Genomic DNA, 25934 nt, shown 5'->3' on the forward strand with positions numbered 1-25934 from the left:
AGCGCTGAGAAGGCCGCGACCCCTCGGGTCGCGGCCTTTTCCTATTGTTGGGTCCATGGTGGAGGCTCTGAAGAAGATCGACTGGTACCGGTTGCGCAGTCACAACGGGTACGCCGACGAGCTTCCCCGGTTGCTCAAGCAGGCCAGGACCTCCGTGGAACCGCACGCGGAACTGGTGGCGCACCTCACCGGTGACGAGACCGAGGTCAGCGAGGCGACCGCGGCGGCGTGGCCGTTCCTGCTGGACCTGGTCGCGCACGACCACACCCCCAGCCGCGAGTGGCTGCTGGAGAACGTGTGCGGGGCGATCGCGGTCGCCGGGGGCAGCGGCTCGGCCGGGGTGCACCCGAGCTGGCCGCCCGCGTTCGAGGCCTCGAAGCCCGCGCTGCTGGCCCTGCTCGACCACGGTTCGGCGGGCGTGCGGCGCGGCGTGCTGTTCGTGCTGGGCAAGGGGCTCGGGGACAGCGCGCCCGTGCTGCCCGCCCTGGCACTGCGGTGGGACGAGGAGGCCGACCCGGCCACCCGGCTGTGCCTCGTGATCGTCGCCACCGAGTTCGCCGGGCGCGGTGACGAGGCTGCCGTGTCGTGGTTGCGGGAGCTGCCGGTGGCCGACGACGAACCGCTGGCGCGGCTGCTCGTGTCCGCCGCGACCACACCGGACACCGACGTGATCCTGCGCGGCCTGACCGGCGACCTGGAGCCGTTCCTCGCCACCGGGTCGTTCGAGATGGGCTACGACGAGGTGCTCGAGCACGTGCTCTGGCTGGTGGGGCCCAAGGACTTCGAGGGCGTCGACCTGGTGCTGGCGCTGGTCGACGTGCTGCCGTGGCGCACGGAGGCGCTCGACTACCTGCGCCGGCTCTTCGAACGCGACACGACCGACGTGGGGCTCGTCGTGCCGTTCGTGCCGGTGTGGATCGCCGACCCGGACGTGCGGCTGCGCGCGTTCGCGGTGTGGCTGGTGGGGGTCGCGGGGGCGCGGGAGCACCGGGACCTCGTCGCCGAGCGGGTGCACGACCACGGCGTGACCTCGCTGGGCCAGCGCGTCTCCACGCTCGCCACGTCGGTGCTGCTGGAGCTGGGCTGATGCTGGAGGGGCTGGACGACGTCGCGTGGCACTCGGTCGACCACGCTTATGGGCCCGCGCTGGACACGCCGGGCCACCTCAGGGCGTTGCTGTCCGACGATCCCGAGGTGGTCGACCGGGCCATCACCGACCTGGACGAGACGATCCACGAGGAGGGCGGGTTCGTCTGCCCGGCCGCCACCGCCGTGCTGCCGTTCCTGGTCGAGGTGCTGCCGTCGCTCGCACCGCGGCCGCGGGCGCGACTGGTCGACCTGCTGCACCGGATCGCGGAGTGGGGGGACGCCGAGCAGGTCGACCCCGGCTGGCACGCCGCGTGGGCGGAGGCGGGACCGGCGCTCGGGAGATCATCTCCGGGGCCGGAAAGCCCTGCGTGAAAATCTGTCGGTGGCTCCGGCTAGCCTTGACGGCAAAGCTGACTTCGTCTACAAGGAGCCACCACCGTGTTGCGCACGCACGAGGCCGGATCACTCCGGGCCGAGCACGCCGGGCAGTCCGTCACCCTCACCGGGTGGGTCGCTCGCCGGCGGGATCACGGCGGTGTCATCTTCATCGACCTGCGGGACGCCTCCGGTGTCGCCCAGGTCGTCTTCCGCGAGGGCGAGATGGCCGAGCGCGCGCACCGGCTGCGCAGCGAGTACGTCATCAAGGTCACCGGCGACGTGAGCAAGCGCCCCGAGGGCAGCGAGAACCCCGAGCTCGCCACCGGCGCCATCGAGGTCTACGTGAGCGAGCTCGAGGTCCTCAACGAGGCCGCGCCGCTGCCGTTCCAGGTCGAGAGCGACGTGGAGCCCGGCGAGGAGGCCCGCCTCAAGCACCGCTACCTCGACCTGCGCCGCAGCGGTCCCGCGCAGGCGATCCGGCTGCGCAGCGAGGTCAGCCGCATCGCCCGCGACGTGCTGCACGGCGAGAAGTTCGTCGAGATCGAGACGCCCACGCTGACCCGCTCCACCCCCGAGGGCGCGCGCGACTTCCTGGTGCCGGCCCGCCTGCGCCCCGGTTCCTGGTACGCGCTGCCGCAGTCGCCGCAGCTGTTCAAGCAGCTGCTCATGGTCGGCGGCCTGGAGCGGTACTACCAGATCGCGCGCTGCTACCGCGACGAGGACTTCCGCGCCGACCGCCAGCCGGAGTTCACCCAGCTCGACATCGAGATGAGCTTCGTCGAGCAGGACGACGTGATCGCCCTGACCGAGAAGCTGCTCGCCGCGATCTGGAAGGAGACCAAGGGCGTCGACATCCCGGTGCCGTTCCGCCGCATCTCCTACGCGGACGCGATGGCGAAGTACGGCTCGGACAAGCCGGACCTGCGCTTCGAGCTGGAGCTGACGGACCTCACCGAGTACTTCAAGGACACGACGTTCCGGGTGTTCCAGGCGCCGTACGTCGGTGCCGTGGTCATGCCGGGCGGTGCCTCGCAGCCGCGCCGCACGCTCGACGCGTGGCAGGAGTTCGCCAAGCAGCGCGGCCACAAGGGCCTCGCGTACGTGCTGGTCCAGGAGGACGGCGCGCTGGGCGGCCCGGTCGCGAAGAACCTCACCGACACCGAGCGCGAGGGTCTCGCCAAGGCCGTCGGCGCCAACGCGGGCGACTGCATCTTCTTCGGCGCGGGCGACCCGCGCGACGCGCGTGCCCTGCTGGGCGCCGCTCGCGTCGAGATCGCGCACCGCGTCGGCCTGGTCGACGAGAACGCCTGGGCGTTCGGCTGGGTCGTCGACTTCCCGATGTTCGAGTCGGTCGACAAGCTCGAGGCCGGTGACGTCGCGGTCGGCGGCAGCAACTGGACCGCTCTGCACCACGCGTTCACCTCGCCGACCCCGGAGTGGATCGACACCTTCGAGTCCGACCCGGGCAACGCGCTGGCCTACGCCTACGACGTGATCCTCAACGGCAACGAGCTCGGCGGTGGCTCCATCCGTATCCACCGCGCGGACGTGCAGGAGCGCGCGTTCAACGTCATGGGCATCGGGCCGGAGGAGGCGCAGGAGAAGTTCGGCTTCCTGCTCGACGCGTTCAAGTACGGCGCCCCGCCCCACGGCGGCATCGCGCTCGGCTGGGACCGCCTCTGCATGCTGCTCGCGGGTGCCGACTCGATCCGCGAGGTCATCGCGTTCCCGAAGTCGGGCGGTGGCTACGACCCGCTGACGGCCGCTCCGGCGCCCATCACGGCGCTGCAGCGCAAGGAGGCCGGTGTGGACGCGAAGCCGCAGGACAAGGGCGCCGAGAAGGCCGAGCCGAAGGCGTAGCGAGCGCCACCGGACCGTGGCCGGCCGGGCGCGTCCTGGTCGGCCGTGTGCCGGACGGTGGTTCGCCCGCGTTCCGGTCGGCCGTGTGCCGGACGGTGGTTCGCCCGCGTCCTGGTCGGCCGTGTCTCGGCGGGTGGTCCGCCCGCCGAGATCGTGCGGCGCGTCGTGGTTGCAGCGAGCACCCTCGTGCCAGTCGCGCGGGGGCGGTGCAGGTAGGTGTTGCCGGTGCGCGCGGGCCGGTGCCGCGAGGCGTCCCGCCGGGCACGAAGCGGCCCGTCCACGTTCCGAGACGCGATTCCACGCGCGGAGGCAACCCACCTGCTGCCTCCGCGCGTCTCAGAACATGAGACCGGTTCGCCCGATCGAGCACCTACTTGATCGGTATTGACGCGCGCGAGGCGATCGATCCGCTTGATCGGCACGTAGTGGGCAACGGAAGGTGTTTCCACACGTCCACACGTCGGAGGGGTGTCCGGGACAGCGCACAGCCGTTATCAACGAGTGGTGGTGGTCGCAGCCCGGCCCGATTAGCGTCGGTCCGGCTCACGGATCTGGGGAGTAGGGTCGGAGGGGATGAGCGTGGAGATCACCGCGGGCCCTCCCGACACGACTTCACCGGAGATCACGGACGCTGTCGGGGCGGCTGAGCGGGTACTGACCAAACGACTGGGCGCACAGGTGCGCCTCGCGGACCCCGAGGCTCTCGGGGGTACCGGTCGTTCCGTCGTCATCCGCGTGCGTGTCGCCTCCTCGCCGTTCTCGATGCCGCGCACGCTGGTCGTGAAGCGCTACCCCGAGGGCACCGGCGACCGCGATCCGTGGGCGCACGAGGCCGTCAGCCACCAGCTGCTCACGGCGCTGCCCGCCGAGGAACGCGCCACCCCGGAACTGTTCGCCCACGACGCGGCCTCGCGGCTCGTCGTGCTGGAGGACCTCGGCCGGGCGCCGAGGCTGTCCGAGAAGCTGCACGCCAAGGACGCGCGCGCCGCCGAACGCGGGCTGCTGTCGTGGGCCCACGCGATGGGCCGGCTGCACGCCACGACGGCGGGCCGGGACGCGGACTTCGACGCGTTGATGCGCCGGGCCGGCGCGCAGTGCTGCCAGGACCCGATCGCGGTCGACGTGCACGCGGCGATCGCCGGGTTACCGGCGCTGCTCGAGTCCACCCTGGGCATCACCACGTCGACCCACGCGGTCGAGTTCGCCGCCGGGGCCGCACGGGCGTTCAGCACCTCGCGGCGCCGGGCTTTCAGCCCGTCGACGTCCTGTCCGGACAACCACCTGGTCACCTCGCGCGGGGTCCGGTTCGTCGACTTCGAGGGCGGCTGCGTCCGCGACATCGTGTTCGACGCGGCCGCGCTGCGCGTGCCGTTCCCGTCCTGCTGGTGCGGGTGGGGTCTGCCGCCGGGCATGTCCGAGGCCATGGTCGCCGCTTGGCGCGCGGAGGTCGGGTCGGTGTGGCCCGAGATGGACGACGACGCGGTCCTCTTACCGCGACTGCTCGAGGCCCAGCTGCTGTGGGTCTGGCTCGCGACCTGGCGGGCCATGTCGAAGCCCATGCCCACCGCGGACAACGCGCCGCCGCGCAGCGTCGTGCTGACCGGCCGGTGGCTGCGGTTGCGCTCCGACGCGGTGATCCTCGGCGAGAAGACCGTCGTGGAGCACGCCGACGCGGTGATCGAGGCGCTGACCGAGCGCTACGGCCCCGAGGTGCTCGAACTCCCGCTTTACCCAGCATTTCGCTGAACCGTTCCCGCGCGGTCATTCCCGGATCACCGGGCGAGTCGATCCTGACGTGCGTGCTGGTGTTACTCGGTGACTCGACAGCGGTCGGGATCGGCGACCTCGTGCCCGGCGGGTGGCGCGGCTTCGGCCCGATCCTCTCCTCCGCCTACGCGGACCACGGCTACCGCAACCACGCCGTCTCCGGCGCCCGCCTGGCCGACGTCCGCCGCTTCCAGCTGCCGCGGGCGTTGCGCGACAAGCCCTCCGTCGCCGTCGTCATCGCGGGCGTCAACGACACGCTGAGGTCGGACTTCTCCGTGCGGCGGATGCACGAGGACCTCGACCACGTCTGCCGCGAGCTCACGGCCGCGGGCGCGTCCGTGGTGACCGTGCGCTTCCACGACCAGGGCCGCGTGTTCAAGCTGCCCGGCAGGTTGCGGCGGGTGCTCAAGGACCGCATCGACGAGTACAACCGGGTCGTCGACGTCGTGGTGGCGCGGCACGGCGTGCGGTGCGTCGACCTGCACACGATGCCCGGCGCGTACGAGCTGGAGACGTGGGCGGTCGACCGGCTGCACCCGTCCGAGCGCGGGCACCGGATGCTCGCGCGGGCGTTCGCGGCGGAGTTCCGCGCGGTGGGGCACCCGTTCGGCGAGGTGAGCCTGGAGTGCTCGGGCGGGCGCGAGCTGACGGTGTGGCACCACGTCGCGTGGCTGGCGCTCAAGGGGATCCCGTGGCTGTTCCGGCGGGGTGCTGACCTGGTGCCGTTGCTGTGGCACGACGAGACGCCGGCCGAGGTGTTCCCGGCCGGCGTCCCCGAGGTTCAGCCCGTCGTCAGGTCGTAGAGCGTCTGCCCGCCGACCGTGGTGGCCGTGAAGGTCGCCGCGACCCACTCGCCGATGTCGCCGCTGCCGCCACCGGGACCGCCGCCCCGGCCGCCCTCGACGTAGTAGTGCACCTTCCCGGCGGCGACGAGCGCCTTGAACTCGTCGAGCGTCGGCGCGGGGTCGCTGCCGTTCCAGCCGCCGATCGCGATCACCGACCGGCCGGACGCGAGTTGCAGCGACGCGGCGCTCTGCGCACCGGTCGTGGCCGCGGCCCACTCGGTGTCGGTGGCCTTGAGCAGCTGCACGACCTCCGAGGACGACGAACCCTCGCGCATGCCCATCCCGGCGCCCTGCTGGGACCGCGGGCCGGACAACGGGATCGAGCCCGCGTGCGTGGTCGCCGCGGTCGCGAACGCGTAGCCGGACGTGCCGAGCAGAGCCGCGACCACCAGGACTCCGGCGAGCCAGCGGCGGTTCACGCCGAACACCAGCGCGAGCACGGCGACCGCGGCCACGGCCAGCAGGACCCAGCGCAGCCACGGCGTCCAGTCCGGGGTGCGGTCGAGCAGGATGAAGCCCCACACGCCGGTCGCCGCGACCATCGCGGTCAACGCCATCCGCGCCGGGAAGTGCCCGCGGCCGCGCCACAGCTCGGCACCGGCGATGCCGACGACGGCGGCGATCGCGGGGGCCAGTGCGACGGTGTAGTAGGGGTGCGTGATGCCGCTCATGAAGCTGAACACCGCGCCGCTCACGAGCACCCAGCCGCCCCAGACCACCAGCGCCGCCTGGGTGCGGTCGGTGCGGGGAGCGCGACGCAGGAACCACAGCCCGGCGCCGAGACCGATCAGCGCGGCGGGCAGCAGCCAGGAGATCTCGGGACCCATGCTGGCGCCGAACAACCGGGTGATGCCCGTTTCCCCGCCGAAGCCGATGTTGCCGTTGCCGCCCATTCCGCCCCCGCCGGGACCACCGCCGGAGTTGCCGAAGATGCGGCCGAGACCGTTGTACCCGATGGCGAGTTCCCACAAGGAGTTGTTCGTCGACCCGCCGATGTACGGGCGGCTGGACGTGGGCCAGAGGTCGACCAGCGCGATGAACCACCCGGCCGAGACGACGACCGCGAGCCCGGCGCCGAGCAGGTGCAGCAGGCGCTTGAGCGGGGACGTCGGCGCGGCGATCAGGTAGGCCAGCGCGAGGGCGGGCAGCACCAGGAACGCCTGCAACATCTTGGTGAGGAACGCGAAGCCGATCGCGGCACCGGCCAGCGCGAGCCACAGCGGGCTCGCCTTCTCCAACGCCCGCACCGTGCAGTAGGCGGCCGCGACCATCAGCAGCACCAGCAGCGCGTCCGGCAGGTTGAACCGGAACATCAGCGTGGCCACCGGGGTCAGCGCGAACGCGGCGCCCGCGAACAGTGCGGCCGTCGGGCCGGAGGTGCGCTTCACCGTGGCGTACAACAACCCCACGGCCGCGACGCCCTCGAACGCCTGCGGGGCGAGCACCGTCCAGCTGGAGAAGCCGAAGACCTTCGCGAACAGGCCGCTCACCCACAGGAACGCGGGCGGCTTGTCGACCGTGATCGTGTTGCCGGGGTCGAGCGACCCGAACAGCAACGCCTTCCAGCTCTGCGACGCGGCCTGCGTGGCCGCCGCGTAGAACTCGTTGCCGTAGCCGGACGCCGTGAGGTTCCACAGGTACAGCACGGCGGTACCGGCCAGGAGCGCGAAGAAACCGATGCGGTGCAGGGTCTTCGTGTCGCGCGGTGCCTTCGGCGCGGGCGCGGCGACAGGGGTGGGAGCGAGCGTGGCGGTCATGCCGTGACCCTTTCCGGTGCGGTGACCGGCAGGGCCGGCGTGGAGCGGCGCAACCGCGCGATGCCGCGCAGGTCGGCCAGTGCGGTGGCGACGATGTCGACGCTCGAGTCCGGGTCCTCGACCCAGTCGACGGGGACCTCGTGGACGCGCAGACCGGCGCGTTCGGCGAGCACGAGCAGCTCGGTGTCGAAGAACCAGCCGGTGTCCTCGACGAGGGGGAGCAGCCGGTGCGCGGCACGGGTGTGGATCGCCTTGAACCCGCACTGCGCGTCGCTGAAGTGCGTGCGCAGGCTGGCGCGCAGCACCCTGTTGTAGCAGCGGGAGATCACCTCGCGCTTGGTGCTGCGCACGACGCGGGCGCCGTGCGCGAGCCGGCTGCCGATGGCGAGGTCGGAGTGCCCGGACAGCAGCGGCGCGACGAGCGGGGACAGCGCGCGCAGGTCGGTCGAGAGGTCGACGTCCATGTACGCCAGCACTTCCGCGTCCGACACCGACCACACCGCCTTGAGCGCGCCGCCGCGGCCCTTGGCCGGGAGGTGGACGACGCGCACCTGGTCGTGCACGCGCGCCAGGTTCTCGGCGATCCGCAGCGTGTGGTCGGTGCTCGCGTTGTCCGCCACGGTGATCCGGAAGTCGTGCGGGAGGAGTCCCGGGAGCTCGGTGAGCAGCCGGTCGACGCACCTCGGCAGGTCGCGTTCCTCGTTGTAGACCGGGATCACCACGTCGAGAGTGGTCATGAGGCGTCCAGTTCGTAGAGGGTGGCACCGCCGACGGTGGTGGCGGTGTAGTTCTCGGCGACCCAGTCACCGATCTGGTGTGCGGCGTCGCTGCCGGTCTCGCCCTGCATCATGCGACCGGCCGCGACGTAGTAGTGGATCTGTCCACTTCGGACCATCTCCTGGAACTCCGCCAGCGTCGGCGCGGGATCGGTGCCGTTGAAGCCGCCGAGCGCCATCACCGGCAGGCCGCTGCCGAGCTGGAGTCCGGCCGCGTTGTTGGAGCCGATGGTCGCGGCGACCCAGCGGTAGCTGCCCGCGTCGTCCCGCAGCAGGGCCACGACCTCGTCGTCCGGCGTGGTGGCGTCGAGCAGGCCGCCGCCCATGCCGCCCATCCGGCCGCTCGACGGACCGGCGACCGGCAGCGCGCCGGTGTGCGGGGTGGTGACGGTGGCGAAGGAGTACGTGGTGGGGCCGAGCAACGCGGCGATCAGCGCGACCGGGATGGCCCAGCGCAGCGACAGCACCAGGCCGACCGCGGCGATCAGGCCCGCCATCAGCACGAGCACCGCGACGGCCGTGGAGAACTCGTTGATCAGCACGTGGCACTGCAGCGCGGACAGGGCGACCGAGCCGGAGAGCACGGCTGCCGCGACGGGTTCGCTGCGGCGTTCCCACAGTTCGGTGGCGGCGATGCCGATGACGGCGGCGATCGCCGGGGCCAGCGCCACGGTGTAGTAGGAGTGGATGATCCCGTTCATGTAGCTGAAGACCGCGGCCGTGACGATGAGCCAGCCGCCCCACAGCGCGAGCGCGGTGCGGGCGCGGCCCTTCGTCAGCCACAGCCCGGCGACCAGCAGCACCAGCGCCGCGGGCAGCAGCCACGCGATCTGGCTGCCCATCTCCGCGCCCAGCAGTCGGCTCCAGCCGGCCGAGCCCCAGCCGCGGCCGCCGCCGACGCTGCCGACCTCGTCTCCGGTCAGGCGGCCGAGACCGTTGTAGCCCAGCGTCAGTTCGAGCACGCTGTTCGTCTGCGAGCCGCCGATGTAGGGCCGGTCCGGCGTCAGTTCCACGGCGGCGATCCACCAGCCGCCCGCGACGATCATCGCGCCGAGCGCACCGGTGAGGTGCAGGACCTTGCGGCCGATCGTGGTGGGCGCGGCGATCAGGTAGACCAGCGCGAACGCGGGCAGCACCAGGAACGCCTGCAGCATCTTGGTGAGGAAGCCGAACCCGATGGCCACGCCGGCCCAGGCGAGCCACAGCGGACTGGCCTTCTCGACCGCGCGGGTCACGCAGTAGGCACCCGCGATCATCAGCAGCACCAGCAGCGCGTCCGGGTTGTTGAAGCGGAACATCAGCACCGCGACCGGGGTCAGCGCGAGCACCGCGCCGGAGATCAGCGCGGCGGCGGGGGAGAACCAGCGGCGCACCGTCGCGTACAGCAACCAGACGCTGCCGACGCCCATCAGCGCCTGCGGCACCAGGATGCTCCACGCGTTGACGCCGAAGAGCCGCGCGGACAGACCCATCACCCACAGCGAGGCGGGAGTCTTGTCCACGGTGATCGCGTTCGAGGCGTCCGACGAGCCGAAGAACCAGGCCTTCCAGCTCGTCGCACCGGCCTGCGCGGCCGCGGAGTAGTAGGCGTTGGCCCAGCCCGAGTCCCCCAGCCGCCACAGGTACAGCGCGCCGGTCGCGATCAGCAGGACCGCCAGCGCCAGGCGTTCTCGTCTCATGCGACGAGAGTCGCGGCCTAGCCTGGGTGGGTCGTGTGCCCTTGCTGTGAACGACCTGTGTCCGGAGACGTTTTCAGCGAGACCGTGAACGTGGTGCGGCCGGGACGGCTCTCCACGGACACCTCGCCGTCGTGCGCGCCCACCACGGCGGCCACGATCGACAGCCCGAGACCGGTGCTGCCCGCGGCCCGCGAGCGCGACGAGTCGCCGCGCGCGAACCGCTCGAAGACCTCCAGGCCCGCCGGGATGCCGGGACCGTCGTCGGTGACGCTCAGGTCGACGCGTCCGTTGTGGACGGACAGGCCGGTGGTCACGGTGGTGCCCGGCGGGGTGTGCGCGCGGGCGTTGGACAGCAGGTTGCCCAGCACCTGGTGGAGTCGTTGCACGTCACCGGGAACCGTGACGGGGTCCTCCGGCAGCGCGAGCTTCCAGCCGTGGTCCGGGCCCGCGATCCGGGCGTCGCCGACGACGTCCAGCACGAGCCGCGACAGGTCCACGGCCTCGCTCTCCAGCGGGCGGCCGGCGTCGAGACGGGCGAGCAGCAGCAGGTCCTCGACCAGCGACGTCATCCGCAGCGCCTCGGACTCGACCCGGCTCATCGCGTGCGTGACCTCGGGCGGCAGGTCCGCGTCAGTGCGGCGGGTCAGCTCGGCGTACCCGCGAATGGCGGCCAAGGGCGTGCGGAGCTCGTGCGAGGCGTCGGCGACGAACTGGCGCACGCGCGTTTCGCTGTCGTGCCGGGCTTTCAGGGCCTGGTCGACGTGGCCGAGCATCTTGTTCAGCGCGAGGCCGACCTTGCCGACCTCGGTGGCCGGATCGGTGTCCTCCTCCGGCACGCGTTCGGCGAGCGCGACCTCACCCTCGTGCAACGGGAGCTCGGAGACGCGGGTCGCGGTCTCGGCCACGCGGTCGAGCGGCACGAGCGCGCGCCGCACGATCACCCGGCCCGCCAGCGCGACCGCCGCCGCGCCCGCGACGATCAGCCCGGCGAGGATCCAGACCATCTGCCAGACGATGTCGGTGACGTTGGACAGCGGCAGGCCCTTGATCCCGCGCGGGTCGGTGGCCACCCGGAACTCGCCGGCCTCACCGAGGTCGACCGTGTGCACGCCCGACGGCGTGGCCGCGAGGACCCGGCGCTCGTCGTCGGTCAGCAGCCGCGGCGACTCCCAGCCGGGCAGCTCGATCGAGCCGCTGATGCTGCCGTCGGGGAAGATCCGCGCGTTGATGCCGGGCGGGCCGTACTGCTGGCCGGGCGGTCCGGGCCGCAGCGTCGTGACCTCGCGGTCGAGGTTGTTCATCAGGAACGCGTGCAGCGCGAGCACCGAGATCCCGCCGATCACCAGGCACAGCGCGGTGAGCAGGACGATCTGGCCCGAGACGAGCTGGGCCCGCAGGGTTCTAGGTCGCAGGCTTGAGGACATATCCGGCGCCTCGCATCGTGTGGATCATCGGGGTGCGCCCGGCGTCGATCTTCTTGCGCAGGTACGAGATGTAGAGCTCGACGATGTTCGCCTGGCCGCCGAAGTCGTAGCTCCACACGCGGTCCAGGATCTGGGCCTTGCTCAGCACGCGCTTAGGGTTGCGCATCAGGTAGCGCAGCAGCTCGAACTCCGTCGCGGTCAGGTCGATCGACGTGCCGCCGCGTTCGACCTCGCGGGTCTCCTCGTTCAGCGACAGGTCGCCGACGACGAGCCGCGTGCCCGCGTCCGCGTCGGTCACGCCGGTGCGCCGCAGCAGTGCGCGCAACCGCAGCACGACCTCCTCCAGCGAGAACGGCTTGGTGACGTAGTCGTCGCCGCCCGCGGTGAGACCCGCGATGCGGTCCTCCACGGCGTCCTTGGCCGTCAGGAACAGCACGGGCAGCGTGGGCGCCTCCGCGCGCATCTTGCGCAGCACCTCGAAGCCGTCGAAGTCGGGCAGCATCACGTCGAGCACCACGACGTCGGGCCGGAACTCGCGCGCGGTCCGCACCGCCGTCGTGCCGTCGAGGGCCGTGCGCACGTCCCACTTCTCCATGCGCAGCGCCATCGACATCAGCTCGGCCAGGGTGGACTCGTCGTCGACGACGAGCACCCGCACGGGCTGTCCGTCGGGCCGGCGGAGTTCGGTCTTCATCGCGCGCATGGCTCCCATCGTGAACGCGAAGTCTGTGTACCACCTGTGAGCGGTGCCCACAGCTCAGGCCTACGGCGCACACAGGTTCGGCACAGGTGGCGCCGCCACGGTGGTCGTCATGACCGAACAACAGGCCCCGGAGTGGGGCGCACCCCAGCCCGCCGCAGAGCCGGCGGCCCGCCCGGCGTGGACCGCGAAGAAGACGGTGGCGGCCGTGGCCATCGCCGTCGCGATCGCCGGAGCCGGTGGCGTCGCGATCTACGCCGCGAGCGGCACGAACCAGCAGACCGGCGCCGGGGGCATGGGACCCGGCGGCATGGGCGGCGCCCCGCCGGACGGCATGGGCGGCGGCATGCGCTTCGGCCTCGGCACCGGCGACACCACCCACGGCGAGTTCCAGACCGGTGAGGTCACCGCGATCAGCGACACCTCCGTCGAGGTGAAGTCGACCGACGGCTACACCAAGACGTACGTGATCGACGCCGACACCGTGGCCGAAGGTGTCGAGAAGGGGGACACCGTGACGGTGATCGCCACCACAGAAGACGGCAAGTCCGTCGCCTCCAGCGTCGTCGAGCCTGGTCAGCGCGGCCAGCGGAACGGGCAGGCCCCTCCCACGAGGTGATTTGGGGTCAAGTGTGAGCGGTTATGGTCGGGTGATCAGCCCGACCACAACCGGAGGTGAGCGGCGTGCGCACGTTCACACTGACTGTGATGGGGTCGACGGACCTGCACGGCAACCTGTTCAACTGGGACTACTACCTCAACCGCGAGTTCGACGACCACGCGCACGACGACGTGGGGCTCGCGAAGATCTCCACCCTGGTCAACGACGTGCGGGCGGCCGTGGGCCGGCACCGGACGTTGCTGCTCGACGCCGGCGACACCATCCAGGGCACCCCGCTCGCGTACTACTACGCGAAGGTCGAGCCGATCACGCGCGGCGTGCACCCGCACCCGATGGCCGCGGCGATGAACGCCATCGGCTACCACGCCGCCGCGCTGGGCAACCACGAGTTCAACTACGGCTTGGCGGTGCTGCGCACGTTCGAACGGCAGCTCGACTTCCCGTTGCTGGCGGCGAACGCGCTCGACGTCGAGACCGGGCTGCCCGCCTTCCCGCCGTACGTGGTGAAGACGTTGTGGCGCACCGGCGGCGAGCCGCTGCGGGTCGGGATCCTGGGACTGACCAACCCCGGCATCGCGGTGTGGGACCGCTCTCACGTCGAGGGCGTGCTGACCTTCCCCGGTCTGGTGGAGCAGGCGCTGCACTGGGTGCCGGAGATCCGCCGCCGGTCGGACCTCGTGATCGTGGTGGCGCACTCCGGCGCCGACCTGTCGTCCTCGCTGGGGGACCAGGTGCCGTTCCCGGAGAACTGCGCCGAGCTCGTGGCGGAGACCGTGCCGGGCATCGACGCGATCCTGGTCGGGCACGCGCACGTGGAGATCCCGGCGCGGACCGTCGTGAACAAGGTGACGGGGCGGCCGGTGCTGCTGACCGAGCCGCTGTACTGGGGCAAGCGCCTGTCGGTGATGGAGTTCGACCTGGAGCACGAAGGCCACTGGGAGCTGGTGGCGTCGCGCTCGTCGGTGCTGTCGTCGGCGTCGGTGGCGGAGGACCCGCGGATCGTGCGGCTGCTGCGGCACGACCACGAGAAGGTCGTGTCGTACGTGAACGCGCGGGTCGGGACGTGCGCGGCGGCGATGTCGGCCGCGCGGTCGCGGTTCGAGGACACGCCCGCGCTGCGGTTCATCAACCACGTGCAGGCGCTGGAGCTCGCGAAGTCCACCTCGCTGCCGGTGCTGTCGCTGTGCGCGCCCTTCAACCGGGCGGCCGCGATCCCGGCGGGCGAGGTGTCCATCCGGGACGTCGCCGGGCTCTACATCTTCGACAACACGCTGGTGGGCGTGCGGATGACCGGCGCGCAGCTGCGCGACTTCCTGGAGGAGTCGGCCCGGTACTTCGCCCAGGTGTCGTCTGCCGGACCGTTCACCGCCGCCGAGGTCTCGGCCGACGTGCCGGACTACAACTTCGACATCGCCCACGGCCTGACCGCGCCGCTGACGTACGACATCGACATCGCCCAGCCGGTGGGGTCGCGGATCGTGGGGCTGTCCTACGACGGACGGCCGGTGCCGGACTCGGTCGAGTTCGCCGTGGCCGTGAACAACTACCGGCAGGCGGGCGGCGGCGACTTCCCGCACGTCGCGTCCGCACCCGTGCTGCACAACCAGCAGCAGGAGATCCGGCAGCTCCTCATCGACTGGGTAAAGGCGGCGGGCGTGCTCGACCCGGCCGAGTTCACCGGCTCGGACTGGCGGCTCGTAGCGGACGGCGAGCCCGTCGTGGTGTCCACTATCGAGTGAATTCGGGTGTCCCGTCCTGCGGGTTCGGCGGACGCTGGTGGCACCCGGTCGGCCCGATGGGATAGTCCAAGCGCGTGCAGTTGCCGCAACGCGTTGTCGTCGGTGCGCTCGTCGTGCCGGCCTTGCTGGCCACGGTGGGGCTCGCGGCGTACCCCCTGGCGCCGTCCGGCCAGCTGGTGTTCGCGGTGCGGTCCTCGGAGGTCGTGCTGGCGGGCACCGCGGTCTCCGCGGGGGAGCGCCAGGAGCTCGTGGACGCCGTCCGCGCGCTGACCGCGCACCGGATCACCGACCTGGTCACCCCCGACGCGGGCGAACGCCTGCCGGTGCCGCCCGAGGTGGCCGCGTCGCTGCTGGCCGCCGTGCTCGGCCGCGGCGTCACCGAGTTCACCGGTGTGGTGCGCGCCGGCCACCTGACCGCCTCGGCGCGCGTCGAGGACGACGAGGGCGCGGGCGCGCTGAGCGACGCCCTGCGCGCCGCCGCCCCCGGACTGCGCGTCGACGAGGACTTCACGACCACCAGCTAGGAGCCGTTCGTTGTTCGGGTTCTTCTTGCAGATGTTCCTGCTGTGCGCGGGCGCGTTCCTCGCGGGCGTCCTGCTGACGTGGCTGACCATGCGCTCGCGCGAGCAGCCGCCGGCCGAGGCGTCCTTGACCATCCTGGAGGAGCCCGCCGCCGCCGTGCCCGCGATCAAGGCGAACTCGCGCACGATGATGTTCCACACGCCGGAGTCGCCGTACTACAAGCGGATGAAGGGGGACGCGTTCTTTCACTCGCCGGAGGACGCGCGGCGGGCCGGGTACACGATGTGGACGCCGCGTCCGCGCGTGCCGGCGGAAGCCTGAGCGGCGGCTCCGTCGGGCGCTGGTGGCGGCCAACGGAGCCGTGGACGGCGTTCGGTGTGAGGCCGTCGCGGCGACACCGTCCGCGCCCCTACCGGACGCGCCCCCTACCGGACGCGCCCGTCGGACACCTCCTGGTTCCCGCGCAGCCAGCCGTCGAGCTCGAGGTAGTCGGCGTCGGTGAGGCCGTGGCGCGGGTCGATCCGGCGCAGCAGGGCGTGGCCGTGGTGCTCGGCGACCCAGGCCCGGTCCCGTTCGCCGATCTCGTCGTCCACCCAGGCGAACGACCGGGTGCCCGCGAGCGCGACCAGCCCGCGGGTCTTCCAGTGCAGCCCGTGCTCGGGCTCCTCGTCGTCCGGCCAGGTGGCGACCGGCAGCGGCGGCAGGCCGAGCAGCGGCGCGATGTGCTCGTTGGCCTCGTCCATCCACGTTGTGGCCCAGATCAGCTCGCACGGCAGGGCGCGCAGCCACTCGCCGTGCGCGGGGTCGAGGCTGGCGAGACCCGGGGTGCCGGGCACGCCGTCGCCGAACGGCAGCAGCGGGCCGTCCACGTCGAGGAAGAGGATCGGGCGGGCGGTCACGGCACCACCGTAGGCTGGGCCACGTGATTGCGGACGTGATCAAGCCCGGCCTGCGCGTGCTCTTCTGCGGAATCAACCCCGGCCTCGTCTCCGAGGCCACCGGACACCACTTCGCCCGGCCCGGAAACCGGTTCTGGCCCGCACTTCATTTGTCCGGTTTCACGCCGTCCCAGTTCGCGCCCGCCGAGCAGGAGAAGCTCCTCGATCTCGGTCTCGGCATCACGAACGTCGTGGCCCGGCCCAGCGCACGGGCCGACGAATTAACAATTGACGAAATGCATCGGGGTGCGATCGAGCTGGCCGAAAAAGTCGAGACCTATTCGCCGAAGGTTCTCGCGGTGCTCGGCGTGACGGTGTACCGTGCGGCGTTCGACCGCAAGAAAGCGCAGGTCGGGCCGCAGTCGGACACCGTGGGGGGTGCTCGGGTGTGGATCCTGCCCAATCCGAGCGGGTTGAACGCGCACTGGCAGTTGCCGGCGCTCGCGGAAGAGTTCGGAAGGCTCCGGGCCAGTCTGTAGAAACGAAACAAAAGTTCACATTCATGCCCACTGAAAGTGGGCTGGACGTAGTGTGGTCTGGTCTGGTTGCATCCAGATCTGCGTCCGTTCGAGTGCATTCACCCAGAAGTGGAACCCCGGAAAGCCGGGCTGCGTCAAAATCTGACAATGCCGTGCAGAAGTCGGTGAATCTTCAACGCTGTGGGGGCGCAGTGGAGGTCAGGATTCTAGGGCCGGTCGAACCGCCGGTACCGCCGAAACCCGCGCAGATCCTGGCCGTCCTGGCCGTCGAGTGCGGGAAGGTCGTGCCCGTCGACCGGCTCATCGACCTGATCTGGGGCGAGGAGCCGCCGCCGCAGGCGCGCAAGTCGCTCCAGGTGCACATCTCGAGCCTGCGTCGGGCCGGGCTGCCGGTCGAGCACCGCGCGGCCGGGTACGTGCTCAACGCCGAACCGGAGAGCGTCGACCTGCACGCGTTCCGGCGGCTCGTGGCCAGGGCGGGCGACGAGGCCGACCTCAAGGTCAGGGCCGACGTCCTCGACCAGGCCCTGCAGCTCTGGCGCGGCGCGCCGGTGGTGTTCGCGCAGACGCTCGACGTGCAGCGGCTGGCGGCCGCCGAGGCCTGGGTCGACGCCGGGCTGGCGCTGGGCCGGCACGCCGAGCTCGTCGACCGGCTCGGGGCGTTCGTCGCCGAGTACCCGCTGGCCGAACGGTTGCGCGGGCAGCTCATGACGGCACTCGCGCGGGCCGGGCGGCGCGCGGACGCCATGCGGGTGTTCCGGGAGACGCGCAAGGTGCTCGTCGACGAGCTCGGGGTCGAGCCCGGCGAGCAGCTGCAGCAGCTCTACCGCGACGTGCTGGAGGGCGCGCGGGACAGCCGCCGCAACTACCTGCCGCGCGACGCGGGTGACTTCACCGGGCGCGACCGCGAGCTGTCCCGGCTGCTCGACGGCGACGGCGGCGTGTGGTGGATCGAGGGACCGGCGGGCGTCGGCAAGTCCGCGCTCGCCGTGCACGCGGCGCACCGGCTCGCCGACCGCTACCCGGACGGCCAGCTGTTCGTGGACCTGCACTCGCCGTCCGGCGCGCTGGACGCGTTGCTGCGCGCCATGGACGTGCCGAGCGAACGGATCCCGGAGTCCGCCGAGGAACGGGCCGCGCTGTGGCGGGCGACGGTCAGCGGGCGGCGCGTGGTGATCGTGCTGGACGGCGTCACGAGCGTCTCGCAGGTCCGGCCGCTGCTGCCCGGCAGTCCCGGCTGCCTGACGCTGATCACGAGCCGCAGCAGGCTTTGCGGGCTCGAAGGCGTGCGCCGGATCCCGTTGGACGTGCTCGGCAGTGACGAGGCCGTCACGCTGCTCGCGCGCATCCTCGGCGACGACCGGGTGGCCGCGGAACCCGGTCAGGCGCAGGAGGTCGCGCGGCTGTGCGGCTACCTGCCGCTCGCGGTGCGGATCACCGGCGCGCGGCTCGCCGGGCGGGCGCACTGGCCGGTGTCCAAACTGGTCCGCAGGCTCGCGGACGAACGCAGCAGGCTCGACGAGCTCGTCGCGGACGACCTGGCGGTGCGGGCCGGCCTGGAGCTCACCTACCGGGCGCTCGACGACCACGCCCGCCGCGCGTACCGGATCTTCGGCTTCCTCGGGCTGCCCGAGGTGCCGAGCTTCCTGTGGGCGCACCTGCTGGACGAGGACGTGCTGGACCGGCTCGTCGACGCGCGGTTGCTCGACGTGATCGGCAGCGCGCGGTACCGGATGCACGAGCTGGTGCGGCTGCACGCCCGCGAGCTCGCCGAGGCCGAGGACGCGCGGCAGGACCGCGAGGACGTCGTGCGCCGCGCGGTCGTCGCCGCACTGTCCACTGTGGATGGCCTGACCGAACAGCTCTTCCTCGCCGTGCCGCGCATGCAGGACTCTTTGGGCGTGGTCACGTCCGCGGCGCGCCCGACCGACAAGGACGCCTGGTTCGCGCGCGAGGAGCCGTTGCTGACGAGGCTCGTGGAACGCGCGGCGGAGCTGGGCCTCGCGGAGATGGCGTGCCAGCTGGCCGAGGTGCTGGTGTTCGCGTGGTTCGGGCTCAGGAACCGTTACGAGGCCTGGGAGCGCACGCACACGGCGGCGCTGGAGGCCGTGTGGCGGGCGGGGGACGTGCGGCTGGAGGCGGTGCTGCGGTGCAGCCTCGGGCAGATGCACTACAAGCGCGACAACCTGGAGCAGGCGCGGTCGTGGTTCGACACGGCGCAGACGTTGTTCGTGGGCCTGGGGGACCAGCGCGGCGAGGCCGTCGCGATGAACGGCATCGGCATGGTGTGCCGGGACCTGGGCCAGTACCCGTGCGCGCTGGAGGCGCTCGACCGAGCTCGCGTGCTGCTGGCGGGCACGGACCTCGAGGGCGAGGCGCACGCGCTGTACGGAATCGGCTCCATCAAACGGGAACTGGGCGACGACGAGGGCTCGTTCGGCACGCTGCGCCACGCGGAGGCGATCTACCGCAGAGCGCGCAGCCGGCGTGGTGAGGCGCTGGCGGCCCGCGGGATCGGCCTCGTGCACCGGGCCCGCGGCGAGCTCGACCAGGCCGAGGACCACGTCCGGCGCGCCCACGAGATGGTCGCGGGCACCGGCGACGAGCTGCTCGCCTGCTACACCGCTCAGGCGTGGGCGAAGGTGTTGCTGCGCAAAGGGGTTCTCGACCCGGCGGAGGCGCTGATCCAGCAGGCGCTGGACGGCTGCCGCGACGTGGGCGACCGGTTCGGCGAGGCGCTCGTGCGCCGCACCCTCGGCGAGTGGCGGCTGGCGGCGGGCGACCACGAGGGCGCGAGAGTCCTGCTGCTCGGCCTTTTGCCGGTGTGGAACGACCTGAGCCTGCCGTTGTGGCGGGCCAGGACGCTGCGCGACCTCGGAGCGGTCCACGCCCGTCTGGGGGACGTCGATGGCGCGGACCGCTCCTGGGAGGAGGCCGCCGGCCTGTTCACGAGACTGGGCACCAGAGAGCGGGGAGAGGTGCACCAGTGGCCGGCTCAGTGGGGCCTCGCGTCACTCAGCCCGTGATCTTCTTGTACTTCCACGGGGCGTAACCGCCGCTCTTCAGCGACGAGATCGACACGGTCTCGTGGTCCATGTCCGTCGCCGTGCTGCCCTCCTCGTAGATCCACGCGGAGGTCTTGGCGGAGTTGGCCCACTTCTCGAACAGCTTCACGTGGCCGTTGCGCAGGATCATGTCGCCCGGCTTGAGGCTCGCCCACGAGATCTTCGTGGCGACCTCGTCGAGGTTGCGCGTGTTGCGGCTCGTCGTGAGCTTCCACGTCATGGAGACGAAGCCCGAGCAGTCCGTGCGGTACTTCTTGCCCTTGTTGATGTCCCAGGCGTACGCGGACTGGCTGTACGGGACCTTGCGGTCCCACCAGTCCTTGGCGCGCTTGATGACCTCGGTGCGGCTGATGGAACCGCCGTACCCGGCCGCCGCCTGGACCTCGGAGATGCCGATCTCCTGCTCGGCGGGACCCTCCGGTGCCGCCTGGGCGATGCCGCTCATGCCACCGAGCAGCCCCAGTGAGAGGGCGGTCGCCGCAAGAGCGTGGCGAATGCGCATGGTGTAGCTCCGATCGACTTGCAGTTGGTGACGGGCGGAACTGTCCACTGAGGCGCCAAAGATCGGCCTAAGACCGTTTTAGGACTTCCTTTACCGGCTCTCCCTAGCGTCCGCGGCACCTTGGGCTTAAGGAGAGAAGGCACATGTTCGTTCGCACGATCGCAGCCGTGGTCGCGATGTTCGCCGCTCTGGTCATGGGCGCGTCCGTCGCGTCGGCGGCCCCGGCCAAGTACGCCCACGCGCAGGCGACCGCGCAGCTCCGCGCCGCCGGCATCGCGTGGGACTCGAGCGGCAACTGCAGTGACCGCAACAGGCCGAACTGCACCTCGTTCGAGCAGATCAACCAGACGACCATCGCGGGCGCCAAGACGTTCAAGAGCGCGTCGGGCTGCGCGCTGACCATCACCGGCGGCACGGAGACCGGTCACGCGTCGGGCACCTACTCGCACTGGAACGGCTACAAGGTCGACTACCGGCTGTCCAGCTGCGTCACGAACTACATCAAGAGCAAGTTCTCGTCCATCGGCGGGAACAAGTGGAAGTCGAACGCGGGCAACATCTACTACCTCGAGTCGAACCACTGGGACGTGACCTACCACAACTGCGGCTGCTGAAGCTTGTTGCCGAAGTGAGGTGGGGCCGGTAGTAGTTGTCGGGTGACCACACTCGGCGCTGTCTACCGGCCCCAGCTCCCTCCGGAGAACCTGCGATCCGTCGTCCTCGCGGCCGAGGAGTCCGGTGTGGACTCGTTGTGGCTGTGGGAGGACTGCTTCCTGGAGAGCGGCATCGCGTGCGCCTCCGCGGCGCTGGCCTGGACCTCGCGGCTCAAGGTCGGCGTCGGCCTGCTGCCCGTGCCGCTGCGCAACGTCGCGATCACCGCGATGGAGGCCGCGACCCTCGACCGGCTGTTCCCCGGCCGCGTCACGATCGGCATCGGGCACGGCGTGCAGGACTGGATGGGCCAGGTCGGTGCGCGGGTGGCGTCCCCGCTGACGTTGCTGCGCGAGTACACCGAGGCGTTGAAGGCGCTGCTGGCCGGCGAACGCGTCACCACCGAGGGTCGCTACGTGAAGCTGACCGGCGTGGCGCTCGACTGGCCGCCCGCCGCGCCGATGCCGATCTACGTCGGCGGGCTCGGCCAGAAGACGCTCGACCTCGCGGGCGAGGTCGGCGACGGCACGATCCTCGACGCGTCGGCTGACCTGGACCGCGTCCGGGCCGTCAGCGCCACCCGCGAGCACCCGGTGGTCGTCTACGTCGAGACGGACTCCCGCGACCGCGCGTTCGTCACGGACCTGGTGTCGCAGGTGGCTGCGGCAGGCGCGACCAGCGTGATCTTGCAGCAGTCCGCCACGAGCGAGGACCCCGAAGGGTTCGTTCGTTTCGTCGGATCACTCGATGGTGTGAGCGCATAGCGTCGTAGATAACGACGCATTCCTCCGTGCGATGGAACGGGCATGGTCCTTTCGTCGCTGTTCGGGGAGGTAAGCATGCTCGGGCGCAAGAACCGCCGGATCGCTGAGCTGGAGCGGGCCGTGGAAGGCCTGCAGGAACTCCTCGCCCGGATCGGTGACGCCCGGTCAGCGCAGACCGACGCGCTGGAAGAGGTCGACAGAGCCGGTGCCGAACTCGTAGCGCTGCGGCACCGGATCTCCAGCGCTCGCGCCGAACTGCAGCCGTTGAAGGAAGAACTCACCTTCCAGCGGGCAGGGGTGTTCCGCACCGACGCCGTCGCGGACCACCAGGCGCAGCTCGACCTCGTCCACGACGAGATGAAGACCCTGATCAAGACCGGTGCGGCGATCGAGGGTGGCGGGCAGGTCACCTTCAACGGATCGGACGCGACCGGCCGCAGGCTCGTCGAGGACTGGTCGGCGCTGATGCTCCGCTCGTACAACGGCGAGGCGGAGAACTGCCTGCGCATGCTGCGGGCGGGCGGCCTGGACGCGGCGAGGAGGAGGCTCGACCGCGCGGCGTCGGCGATCGAGCGCCTCAGCGGGATGTTCGCACTCCGCGTCTCGCCGCGGTACCAGGCCCTGCGCGCGTACGAGCTGGAGCTGACCGCCGACCACCTGCAGCGGAGGGCGGAGGCCCGGCGCACGCGCCGGATCGCGTCCTGATCGTCCGTTCGGGTGTGTTTGTCCGTTCGCTCTAACGGCCGTGTTCCGCCTCGCGATGACGCCGGTACGTGTCGTCGCAGCGAGGGAGCCCGCCGATGTTCGGCAGCAAGCAGAAGAAGATCGTGTCGCTCGAACAGGCCGCGGGTGGGCTCCAGGCACAGGTGAACCAGCTGAGCGGGCACCTGCGGCAGATCGGCGGCCTCGACTACGTGCAGGTGCGCCAGGAGGTCGACCGCCTGCGCGCGGAACTCGTGGGCCTGCAGCAGGCGCACGCCGGCGAGAGGCAGGCGCACCAGGCCGTGCTCGCCGGGGAGAGACAGGCGCACGCGGCTGCCCTGGCCGCCGAGCGGAGCGCGCAGGACGAGGCGCTGGCGTTGCAGAAGGCGGGGTTCGAGCAGGGACTGGTCCGGCTTCGGGCCGAGCTCGCGGACGCTAAGCAGCAGCTGGTGCCGTTCACGGACGAGCTGCTGTTCCAGGAAGCCGGCGTGTTCCGCTACCACCACCCGCTCGACAACGCCGAGGCCTACAAGCGCGAGCTGGACCGCGTGCAGGACGAGATGAAGCAGATGGTCAAGAACAAGACCGCGGTCACCGGCAGCGCGAACTTCACCTTCAACGGCTCGAGCCGGGAGGGCGCCAAGATGGTCGCCGACTGGTGCAGGCTGATGCTGCGCTCGTACAACTCCGAGGCCGAGAACAGCCTCCGGGTGATGAAGGCAGGTTCCGTCGACGCGGCCAAGAAGAGGCTGCTCAAAGCGGCGGAGGCGATCGAGAAGCTCGGCAAGATGCTCAGCATCGCGATCGACGACCGCTACGAGGCGCTGCGGATGCGCGAGCTCGAGCTCACGGCCGACTACCTCCAGAAGAAGCAGGAGGAGAAGGAGGACGAACGCGCCGAGCGCGAGCGCCTGCGCGAGGAGGCGAAGGCGCAGGCCGAGTTCCGCCGCGAGCTGGAGAAGCTCGAGAAGGAGCGCAAGCACCTGGAGAACGTCCGAACGGCGTTGCTGGCCAAGGGGGACGTCGCCGCCGCGGAGGAGCTCCAGTCCGAGTTGGACAAGGTGGTGTCCGGCATCGAGGGCGTGCACCAGCGCGAGGCCAACATCCGGGCCGGCTACGTCTACGTGATCAGCAACCTGGGCGCGTTCGGGCCGAAGATGGTCAAGATCGGCATGACGCGGCGGCTGCACCCCGAGGAGCGCGTGCTCGAGCTCGGGGACGCTTCGGTCCCGTTCCGCTACGACACCCACATCCTGCACTACTCGCCCGACGCGGTCTCGCTGGAGACCAAGCTGCACCAGGCGTTGTCCGACCGCCGCGTCAACCGGGTCAACATGCGGCGCGAGTTCTTCTACGCCACGCCGGAGGACGTCCGCGAACTGCTGAAGCAGCACTCCGGGCAGATGCTCGAGTACGTCCTCGAGCCGGAGGCCGCGGAGTACCGGCAAAGCATGGCCTCCTGAATCGCGGGTACCTCCAGGGCATGGCCGAGGTCTCGCTGAACGTCGAAGCACCCGTCGACGCCGTCTGGTCGGTACTCGCCGACGGCTGGTCCTACGCGGGCTGGGTGGTGGGCGCGTCGCACATCCGCGACGTGGACGCCGGCTGGCCCAAGACCGGTACGCGCATCCATCACAGTGTCGGCCCGTGGCCGTTGGTCATCGAGGACACCACCGAGGTCGTGCGCTGCGAGCCGGGCGAATTGCTGGAGCTCGACGCGCGGCTGTGGCCGGTCGGGGCGGCGCGGATCTCGTTCGCGCTGCGGCCGCGAGGTGAGTCGCTGACCGAGGTGCGGATGACCGAGCGCGCGGTGCGCGGGCCGACGACGTTGCTGCCGAAGATCGTGCAGGACGCGCTGCTCGTGCCGCGCAACAAGGAGACGTTGCAGCGCCTGAACGCGCTGGCCCAGGGGCGTTCAACACCCTTTAACTAGTTACCTAGTGAAAGGGTGCTACGGTTGCTCTCATGAGTCAGAGGGAGCACCCGCCGGTCCTCGCCGAGGACCTCGGGAAGAAGTACTCACGGGGGTGGGCGCTGCGCGAGTGCGCGCTCGAGATCCCCGCCGGGCGGATCGTGGCGCTCGTCGGGCCGAACGGGGCCGGCAAGAGCACGCTGATGGGCATGATCACCGGACTGCTGCGGCCCACGACCGGGCGCCTCTCGGTGTTCGGCGACGTGCCGGACGGGCGTGGGATGCACCCCTCGGTGGCATACCTGACGCAGGCCAAGCCGCTGTACCCGCAGTTCACGGTCGCCGAGACGCTGCACTACGGCCGCGACGCCAACCCCGGCTGGGACCAGGCGTACGCCGAGGAACTGGTCGAGAAGGCGCGCGTGCCGTTCGGGGCGAAGGTCGGCACGCTGTCGGGCGGCCAGCGGACGCGGGTCGCGCTCGCGCTGGCACTGGGGAAGCGGCCGCGGTTGCTGGTGCTGGACGAACCGCTCGCCGACCTCGACCCGCTCGCGCGCGAGACCGTGCTGCGGACGCTCGTGGAGGAGTCCCGCGCGCACGACATCACGGTGCTGCTCTCGTCGCACGTGCTCGCGGAACTGGAGGACGTGTGCGACCACCTGGTGCTGCTGACCGGCGGACGGGTGCGGCTCGCCGGTGACGTCAGCGCGCTGCTGGCGGCGCATCCGCAGCACGGGACCCTGAGCCGGCTCGCGCTCGCCCACATGCGCGCGGAGGTGGCGGCATGACGTGGATCGTGTGGCGCCAGCAGCGGCCCGTGTTCATCACGCTTTTCGCCGGACTCGTCGTCAGCGTCGCCGCCATCCTGTTGTGGCGGGCGGGAACGATCGCGGACGTCCGGGCGGGCAACCTCGCGGACTGCGTCGCGAGGGGCCTGGACGCCTGTCGCGGCAAGGCCGCGGACGACTTCCAGGACGCCTGGTTCGACAAGCTGCACATCGCCCAGGGCACGGTGCTCGCGGCACCCGCGCTCATCGGCGTCTTCGTCGGCGCGCCGCTGTTCGCGCGGGAGTTCGAGCAGGGCACGCACACGCTGGCGTTCACGCAGTCGGTCAGCAGGACGCGCTGGACGGCCACCAAGTTCCTCGTCGCGGCACTGCCCGCGCTCGTCGTGGTGCTCGTCTACCAGCTCGTCGTGCACAGCTGGCTCGACGTCGCCGGTGAGCTCGGGCCGCTGGCGACGGGGGAGTTCTACTTCACGACCTTCGAGTCGCAGGGCGTGTCCCCGATCGCGTACACGCTCTTCGCCTACACGCTCGGCATGGTCACGGGCGCGCTGTTCAAGCGGACGCTCGTCGCGATGACGCTGACGCTCGGGCTGTTCGTCGCCGCACGGGTGGTGCTCAGCGGCGTGCGGGAGTTCCTGGTCACGCCGACCCGCGTGATCTCGAACGACCTGGACGGCACCCGCGACCTCGACGGCCGCCCGCTCGTGGTCGAGTCCGGGTTCCTCGACGCCAAGGGCGCGGTGGTCGCGGACCCGACGCCGATGATGAACTGCGCGGGCCGGGGCGACGCGCAGGGAGCCGTGGACTTCGCGGCCTGCTACCGGGAGAACGGGCTCGCGCAGCGGTACGCGGACGTCGTCCCCGCCGACCAGGCGACGACGTTGCACCTGCTGGAGGCGTCGGTCTTCGCGGGGTTCGCGGTGCTGTTCGCGCTGGGCACGGTGTGGGCCGTGCGCAGGCAGGTGTGACCTCGGG

General features: G+C 71.2%; 24 protein-coding genes and 1 pseudogene. 18 read left to right on the forward strand and 7 right to left on the reverse strand.

Annotated elements, in window-relative coordinates:
* Positions 1-55: 55 nt before the first annotated feature.
* From ABZX02_RS27185 to ABZX02_RS27205, 5 genes are all read left to right on the forward strand, one after another.
* Positions 56-1087, forward strand: coding sequence for a hypothetical protein (locus tag ABZX02_RS27185; RefSeq protein ID WP_355301977.1), 1032 nt, complete (start codon positions 56-58; stop codon positions 1085-1087).
* The gene (locus tag ABZX02_RS27190) at positions 1087-1461 is read left to right on the forward strand and encodes a hypothetical protein (protein ID WP_355301979.1); all 375 of its coding nucleotides are present in this window, start codon (positions 1087-1089) and stop codon (positions 1459-1461) included. The genes ABZX02_RS27185 and ABZX02_RS27190 overlap by 1 nt, the downstream gene beginning before the upstream one ends.
* A gap of 66 nt (positions 1462-1527) precedes the next feature.
* On the forward strand, positions 1528-3327 hold the full coding sequence (aspS, locus tag ABZX02_RS27195; protein WP_355301981.1) for an aspartate--tRNA ligase: 1800 nt from the start codon (positions 1528-1530) through the stop codon (positions 3325-3327).
* Positions 3328-3900: 573 nt separating this feature from the next.
* On the forward strand, positions 3901-5073 hold the full coding sequence (locus ABZX02_RS27200; RefSeq protein ID WP_355301983.1) for a hypothetical protein: 1173 nt from the start codon (positions 3901-3903) through the stop codon (positions 5071-5073).
* 53 nt (positions 5074-5126) lie between these two features.
* Positions 5127-5897 carry an SGNH/GDSL hydrolase family protein gene (locus tag ABZX02_RS27205; RefSeq protein WP_355301985.1) on the forward strand — a complete coding sequence of 257 codons (771 nt, stop codon included), beginning with the start codon at positions 5127-5129 and terminating at the stop codon, positions 5895-5897.
* On the opposite strand, the gene ABZX02_RS27210 is transcribed toward ABZX02_RS27205, so the two are convergent.
* The 5 genes and pseudogenes from ABZX02_RS27210 to ABZX02_RS27230 all read right to left on the reverse strand — a co-directional run bounded on the left by ABZX02_RS27210 (position 5876) and on the right by ABZX02_RS27230 (position 12278).
* Complete coding sequence (locus tag ABZX02_RS27210) at positions 5876-7696, reverse strand: glycosyltransferase family 39 protein (protein ID WP_355301987.1); 1821 nt, start codon at positions 7694-7696, stop codon at positions 5876-5878. The two genes, ABZX02_RS27205 and ABZX02_RS27210, sit on opposite strands and share 22 nt — an antisense overlap.
* Positions 7697-7734: 38 nt before the next feature.
* A pseudogene (locus ABZX02_RS27215) lies at positions 7735-8433 on the reverse strand (dolichyl-phosphate beta-glucosyltransferase); the annotation flags it as partial.
* On the reverse strand, positions 8430-10151 hold the full coding sequence (locus ABZX02_RS27220) for a glycosyltransferase family 39 protein (protein WP_355301989.1): 1722 nt from the start codon (positions 10149-10151) through the stop codon (positions 8430-8432). The pseudogene ABZX02_RS27215 and the gene ABZX02_RS27220, both read right to left, overlap by 4 nt.
* Before the next feature lie 17 nt (positions 10152-10168).
* The gene (locus ABZX02_RS27225; protein WP_355301990.1) at positions 10169-11575 is read right to left on the reverse strand and encodes a HAMP domain-containing sensor histidine kinase; all 1407 of its coding nucleotides are present in this window, start codon (positions 11573-11575) and stop codon (positions 10169-10171) included.
* Entirely contained in the window at positions 11553-12278 is a 726-nt protein-coding gene (locus tag ABZX02_RS27230) for a response regulator transcription factor (protein ID WP_355301992.1), read from the reverse strand. The genes ABZX02_RS27225 and ABZX02_RS27230 overlap by 23 nt, the downstream gene beginning before the upstream one ends.
* 109 nt (positions 12279-12387) lie before the next feature.
* Between ABZX02_RS27230 and ABZX02_RS27235 the strand changes: the two genes are divergently transcribed.
* From ABZX02_RS27235 to ABZX02_RS27250, 4 genes are all read left to right on the forward strand, one after another.
* Positions 12388-12894, forward strand: coding sequence for a hypothetical protein (locus tag ABZX02_RS27235; protein WP_355301994.1), 507 nt, complete (start codon positions 12388-12390; stop codon positions 12892-12894).
* Between the two features lie 65 nt (positions 12895-12959).
* Positions 12960-14636: a 5'-nucleotidase C-terminal domain-containing protein gene (locus ABZX02_RS27240; RefSeq protein WP_355301996.1), complete on the forward strand. Its 1677-nt coding sequence runs from the start codon at positions 12960-12962 to the stop codon at positions 14634-14636.
* 74 nt (positions 14637-14710) lie between these two features.
* On the forward strand, positions 14711-15160 hold the full coding sequence (locus tag ABZX02_RS27245; RefSeq protein WP_355301998.1) for a hypothetical protein: 450 nt from the start codon (positions 14711-14713) through the stop codon (positions 15158-15160).
* A gap of 10 nt (positions 15161-15170) precedes the next feature.
* Complete coding sequence (locus tag ABZX02_RS27250) at positions 15171-15479, forward strand: hypothetical protein (protein ID WP_355301999.1); 309 nt, start codon at positions 15171-15173, stop codon at positions 15477-15479.
* A 104-nt stretch (positions 15480-15583) separates the two neighbouring features.
* Here the strand turns inward: ABZX02_RS27250 and ABZX02_RS27255 are convergent, their stop codons facing one another.
* Positions 15584-16057, reverse strand: coding sequence for an HAD domain-containing protein (locus tag ABZX02_RS27255; RefSeq protein ID WP_355302001.1), 474 nt, complete (start codon positions 16055-16057; stop codon positions 15584-15586).
* Between the two features lie 23 nt (positions 16058-16080).
* On the opposite strand from ABZX02_RS27255, the gene mug reads away from it, so the two are divergent.
* Both mug and ABZX02_RS27265 read left to right on the forward strand, forming a co-directional pair.
* The gene (mug, locus tag ABZX02_RS27260; protein WP_355302003.1) at positions 16081-16575 is read left to right on the forward strand and encodes a G/U mismatch-specific DNA glycosylase; all 495 of its coding nucleotides are present in this window, start codon (positions 16081-16083) and stop codon (positions 16573-16575) included.
* Between the two features lie 191 nt (positions 16576-16766).
* Complete coding sequence (locus ABZX02_RS27265; protein ID WP_355302005.1) at positions 16767-19601, forward strand: BTAD domain-containing putative transcriptional regulator; 2835 nt, start codon at positions 16767-16769, stop codon at positions 19599-19601.
* Here the strand turns inward: ABZX02_RS27265 and ABZX02_RS27270 are convergent.
* Complete coding sequence (locus tag ABZX02_RS27270; RefSeq protein WP_355302007.1) at positions 19591-20142, reverse strand: NlpC/P60 family protein; 552 nt, start codon at positions 20140-20142, stop codon at positions 19591-19593. The two genes, ABZX02_RS27265 and ABZX02_RS27270, sit on opposite strands and share 11 nt — an antisense overlap.
* 143 nt (positions 20143-20285) lie before the next feature.
* On the opposite strand from ABZX02_RS27270, the gene ABZX02_RS27275 reads away from it, so the two are divergent.
* The 7 genes from ABZX02_RS27275 to ABZX02_RS27305 all read left to right on the forward strand — a co-directional run bounded on the left by ABZX02_RS27275 (position 20286) and on the right by ABZX02_RS27305 (position 25927).
* On the forward strand, positions 20286-20756 hold the full coding sequence (locus ABZX02_RS27275) for a hypothetical protein (protein WP_355302009.1): 471 nt from the start codon (positions 20286-20288) through the stop codon (positions 20754-20756).
* 42 nt (positions 20757-20798) lie between these two features.
* The gene (locus ABZX02_RS27280) at positions 20799-21557 is read left to right on the forward strand and encodes an LLM class flavin-dependent oxidoreductase (RefSeq protein ID WP_355302011.1); all 759 of its coding nucleotides are present in this window, start codon (positions 20799-20801) and stop codon (positions 21555-21557) included.
* A 75-nt stretch (positions 21558-21632) separates the two neighbouring features.
* Positions 21633-22262, forward strand: coding sequence for a DUF4041 domain-containing protein (locus ABZX02_RS27285; protein WP_355302013.1), 630 nt, complete (start codon positions 21633-21635; stop codon positions 22260-22262).
* Between the two features lie 95 nt (positions 22263-22357).
* The gene (locus ABZX02_RS27290) at positions 22358-23722 is read left to right on the forward strand and encodes a DUF4041 domain-containing protein (RefSeq protein ID WP_355302015.1); all 1365 of its coding nucleotides are present in this window, start codon (positions 22358-22360) and stop codon (positions 23720-23722) included.
* Between the two features lie 20 nt (positions 23723-23742).
* On the forward strand, positions 23743-24192 hold the full coding sequence (locus ABZX02_RS27295; protein ID WP_355302017.1) for an SRPBCC family protein: 450 nt from the start codon (positions 23743-23745) through the stop codon (positions 24190-24192).
* Positions 24193-24224: 32 nt separating this feature from the next.
* Positions 24225-24959 (forward strand): ABC transporter ATP-binding protein, encoded by a 735-nt coding sequence (locus tag ABZX02_RS27300; RefSeq protein WP_355302019.1) that lies wholly within the window; start codon positions 24225-24227, stop codon positions 24957-24959.
* Complete coding sequence (locus tag ABZX02_RS27305; protein ID WP_355302021.1) at positions 24956-25927, forward strand: hypothetical protein; 972 nt, start codon at positions 24956-24958, stop codon at positions 25925-25927. Before ABZX02_RS27300 ends, ABZX02_RS27305 begins: the two co-directional genes overlap by 4 nt.
* Positions 25928-25934: the final 7 nt, after the last annotated feature.

This window comes from Lentzea sp. NPDC003310 (assembly GCF_040610935.1).
GTDB lineage: Bacteria > Actinomycetota > Actinomycetes > Mycobacteriales > Pseudonocardiaceae > Lentzea.

Coding starts and splice junctions, on each gene's coding strand:
- ABZX02_RS27270 (WP_355302007.1), bottom strand. CDS start 20,142: ATGCGCATTCGCCACGCTCTTGCGGCGACCGCCCTCTCACTGGGGCTG.
- ABZX02_RS27300 (WP_355302019.1), top strand. CDS start 24,225: ATGAGTCAGAGGGAGCACCCGCCGGTCCTCGCCGAGGACCTCGGGAAG.
- ABZX02_RS27200 (WP_355301983.1), top strand. CDS start 3,901: ATGAGCGTGGAGATCACCGCGGGCCCTCCCGACACGACTTCACCGGAG.
- ABZX02_RS27210 (WP_355301987.1), bottom strand. CDS start 7,696: ATGACCGCCACGCTCGCTCCCACCCCTGTCGCCGCGCCCGCGCCGAAG.
- ABZX02_RS27290 (WP_355302015.1), top strand. CDS start 22,358: ATGTTCGGCAGCAAGCAGAAGAAGATCGTGTCGCTCGAACAGGCCGCG.
- ABZX02_RS27230 (WP_355301992.1), bottom strand. CDS start 12,278: ATGCGCGCGATGAAGACCGAACTCCGCCGGCCCGACGGACAGCCCGTG.
- ABZX02_RS27190 (WP_355301979.1), top strand. CDS start 1,087: ATGCTGGAGGGGCTGGACGACGTCGCGTGGCACTCGGTCGACCACGCT.
- ABZX02_RS27275 (WP_355302009.1), top strand. CDS start 20,286: ATGTTCGTTCGCACGATCGCAGCCGTGGTCGCGATGTTCGCCGCTCTG.
- ABZX02_RS27285 (WP_355302013.1), top strand. CDS start 21,633: ATGCTCGGGCGCAAGAACCGCCGGATCGCTGAGCTGGAGCGGGCCGTG.
- ABZX02_RS27185 (WP_355301977.1), top strand. CDS start 56: ATGGTGGAGGCTCTGAAGAAGATCGACTGGTACCGGTTGCGCAGTCAC.
- ABZX02_RS27220 (WP_355301989.1), bottom strand. CDS start 10,151: ATGAGACGAGAACGCCTGGCGCTGGCGGTCCTGCTGATCGCGACCGGC.
- ABZX02_RS27225 (WP_355301990.1), bottom strand. CDS start 11,575: ATGTCCTCAAGCCTGCGACCTAGAACCCTGCGGGCCCAGCTCGTCTCG.
- ABZX02_RS27295 (WP_355302017.1), top strand. CDS start 23,743: ATGGCCGAGGTCTCGCTGAACGTCGAAGCACCCGTCGACGCCGTCTGG.
- ABZX02_RS27305 (WP_355302021.1), top strand. CDS start 24,956: ATGACGTGGATCGTGTGGCGCCAGCAGCGGCCCGTGTTCATCACGCTT.
- ABZX02_RS27235 (WP_355301994.1), top strand. CDS start 12,388: ATGACCGAACAACAGGCCCCGGAGTGGGGCGCACCCCAGCCCGCCGCA.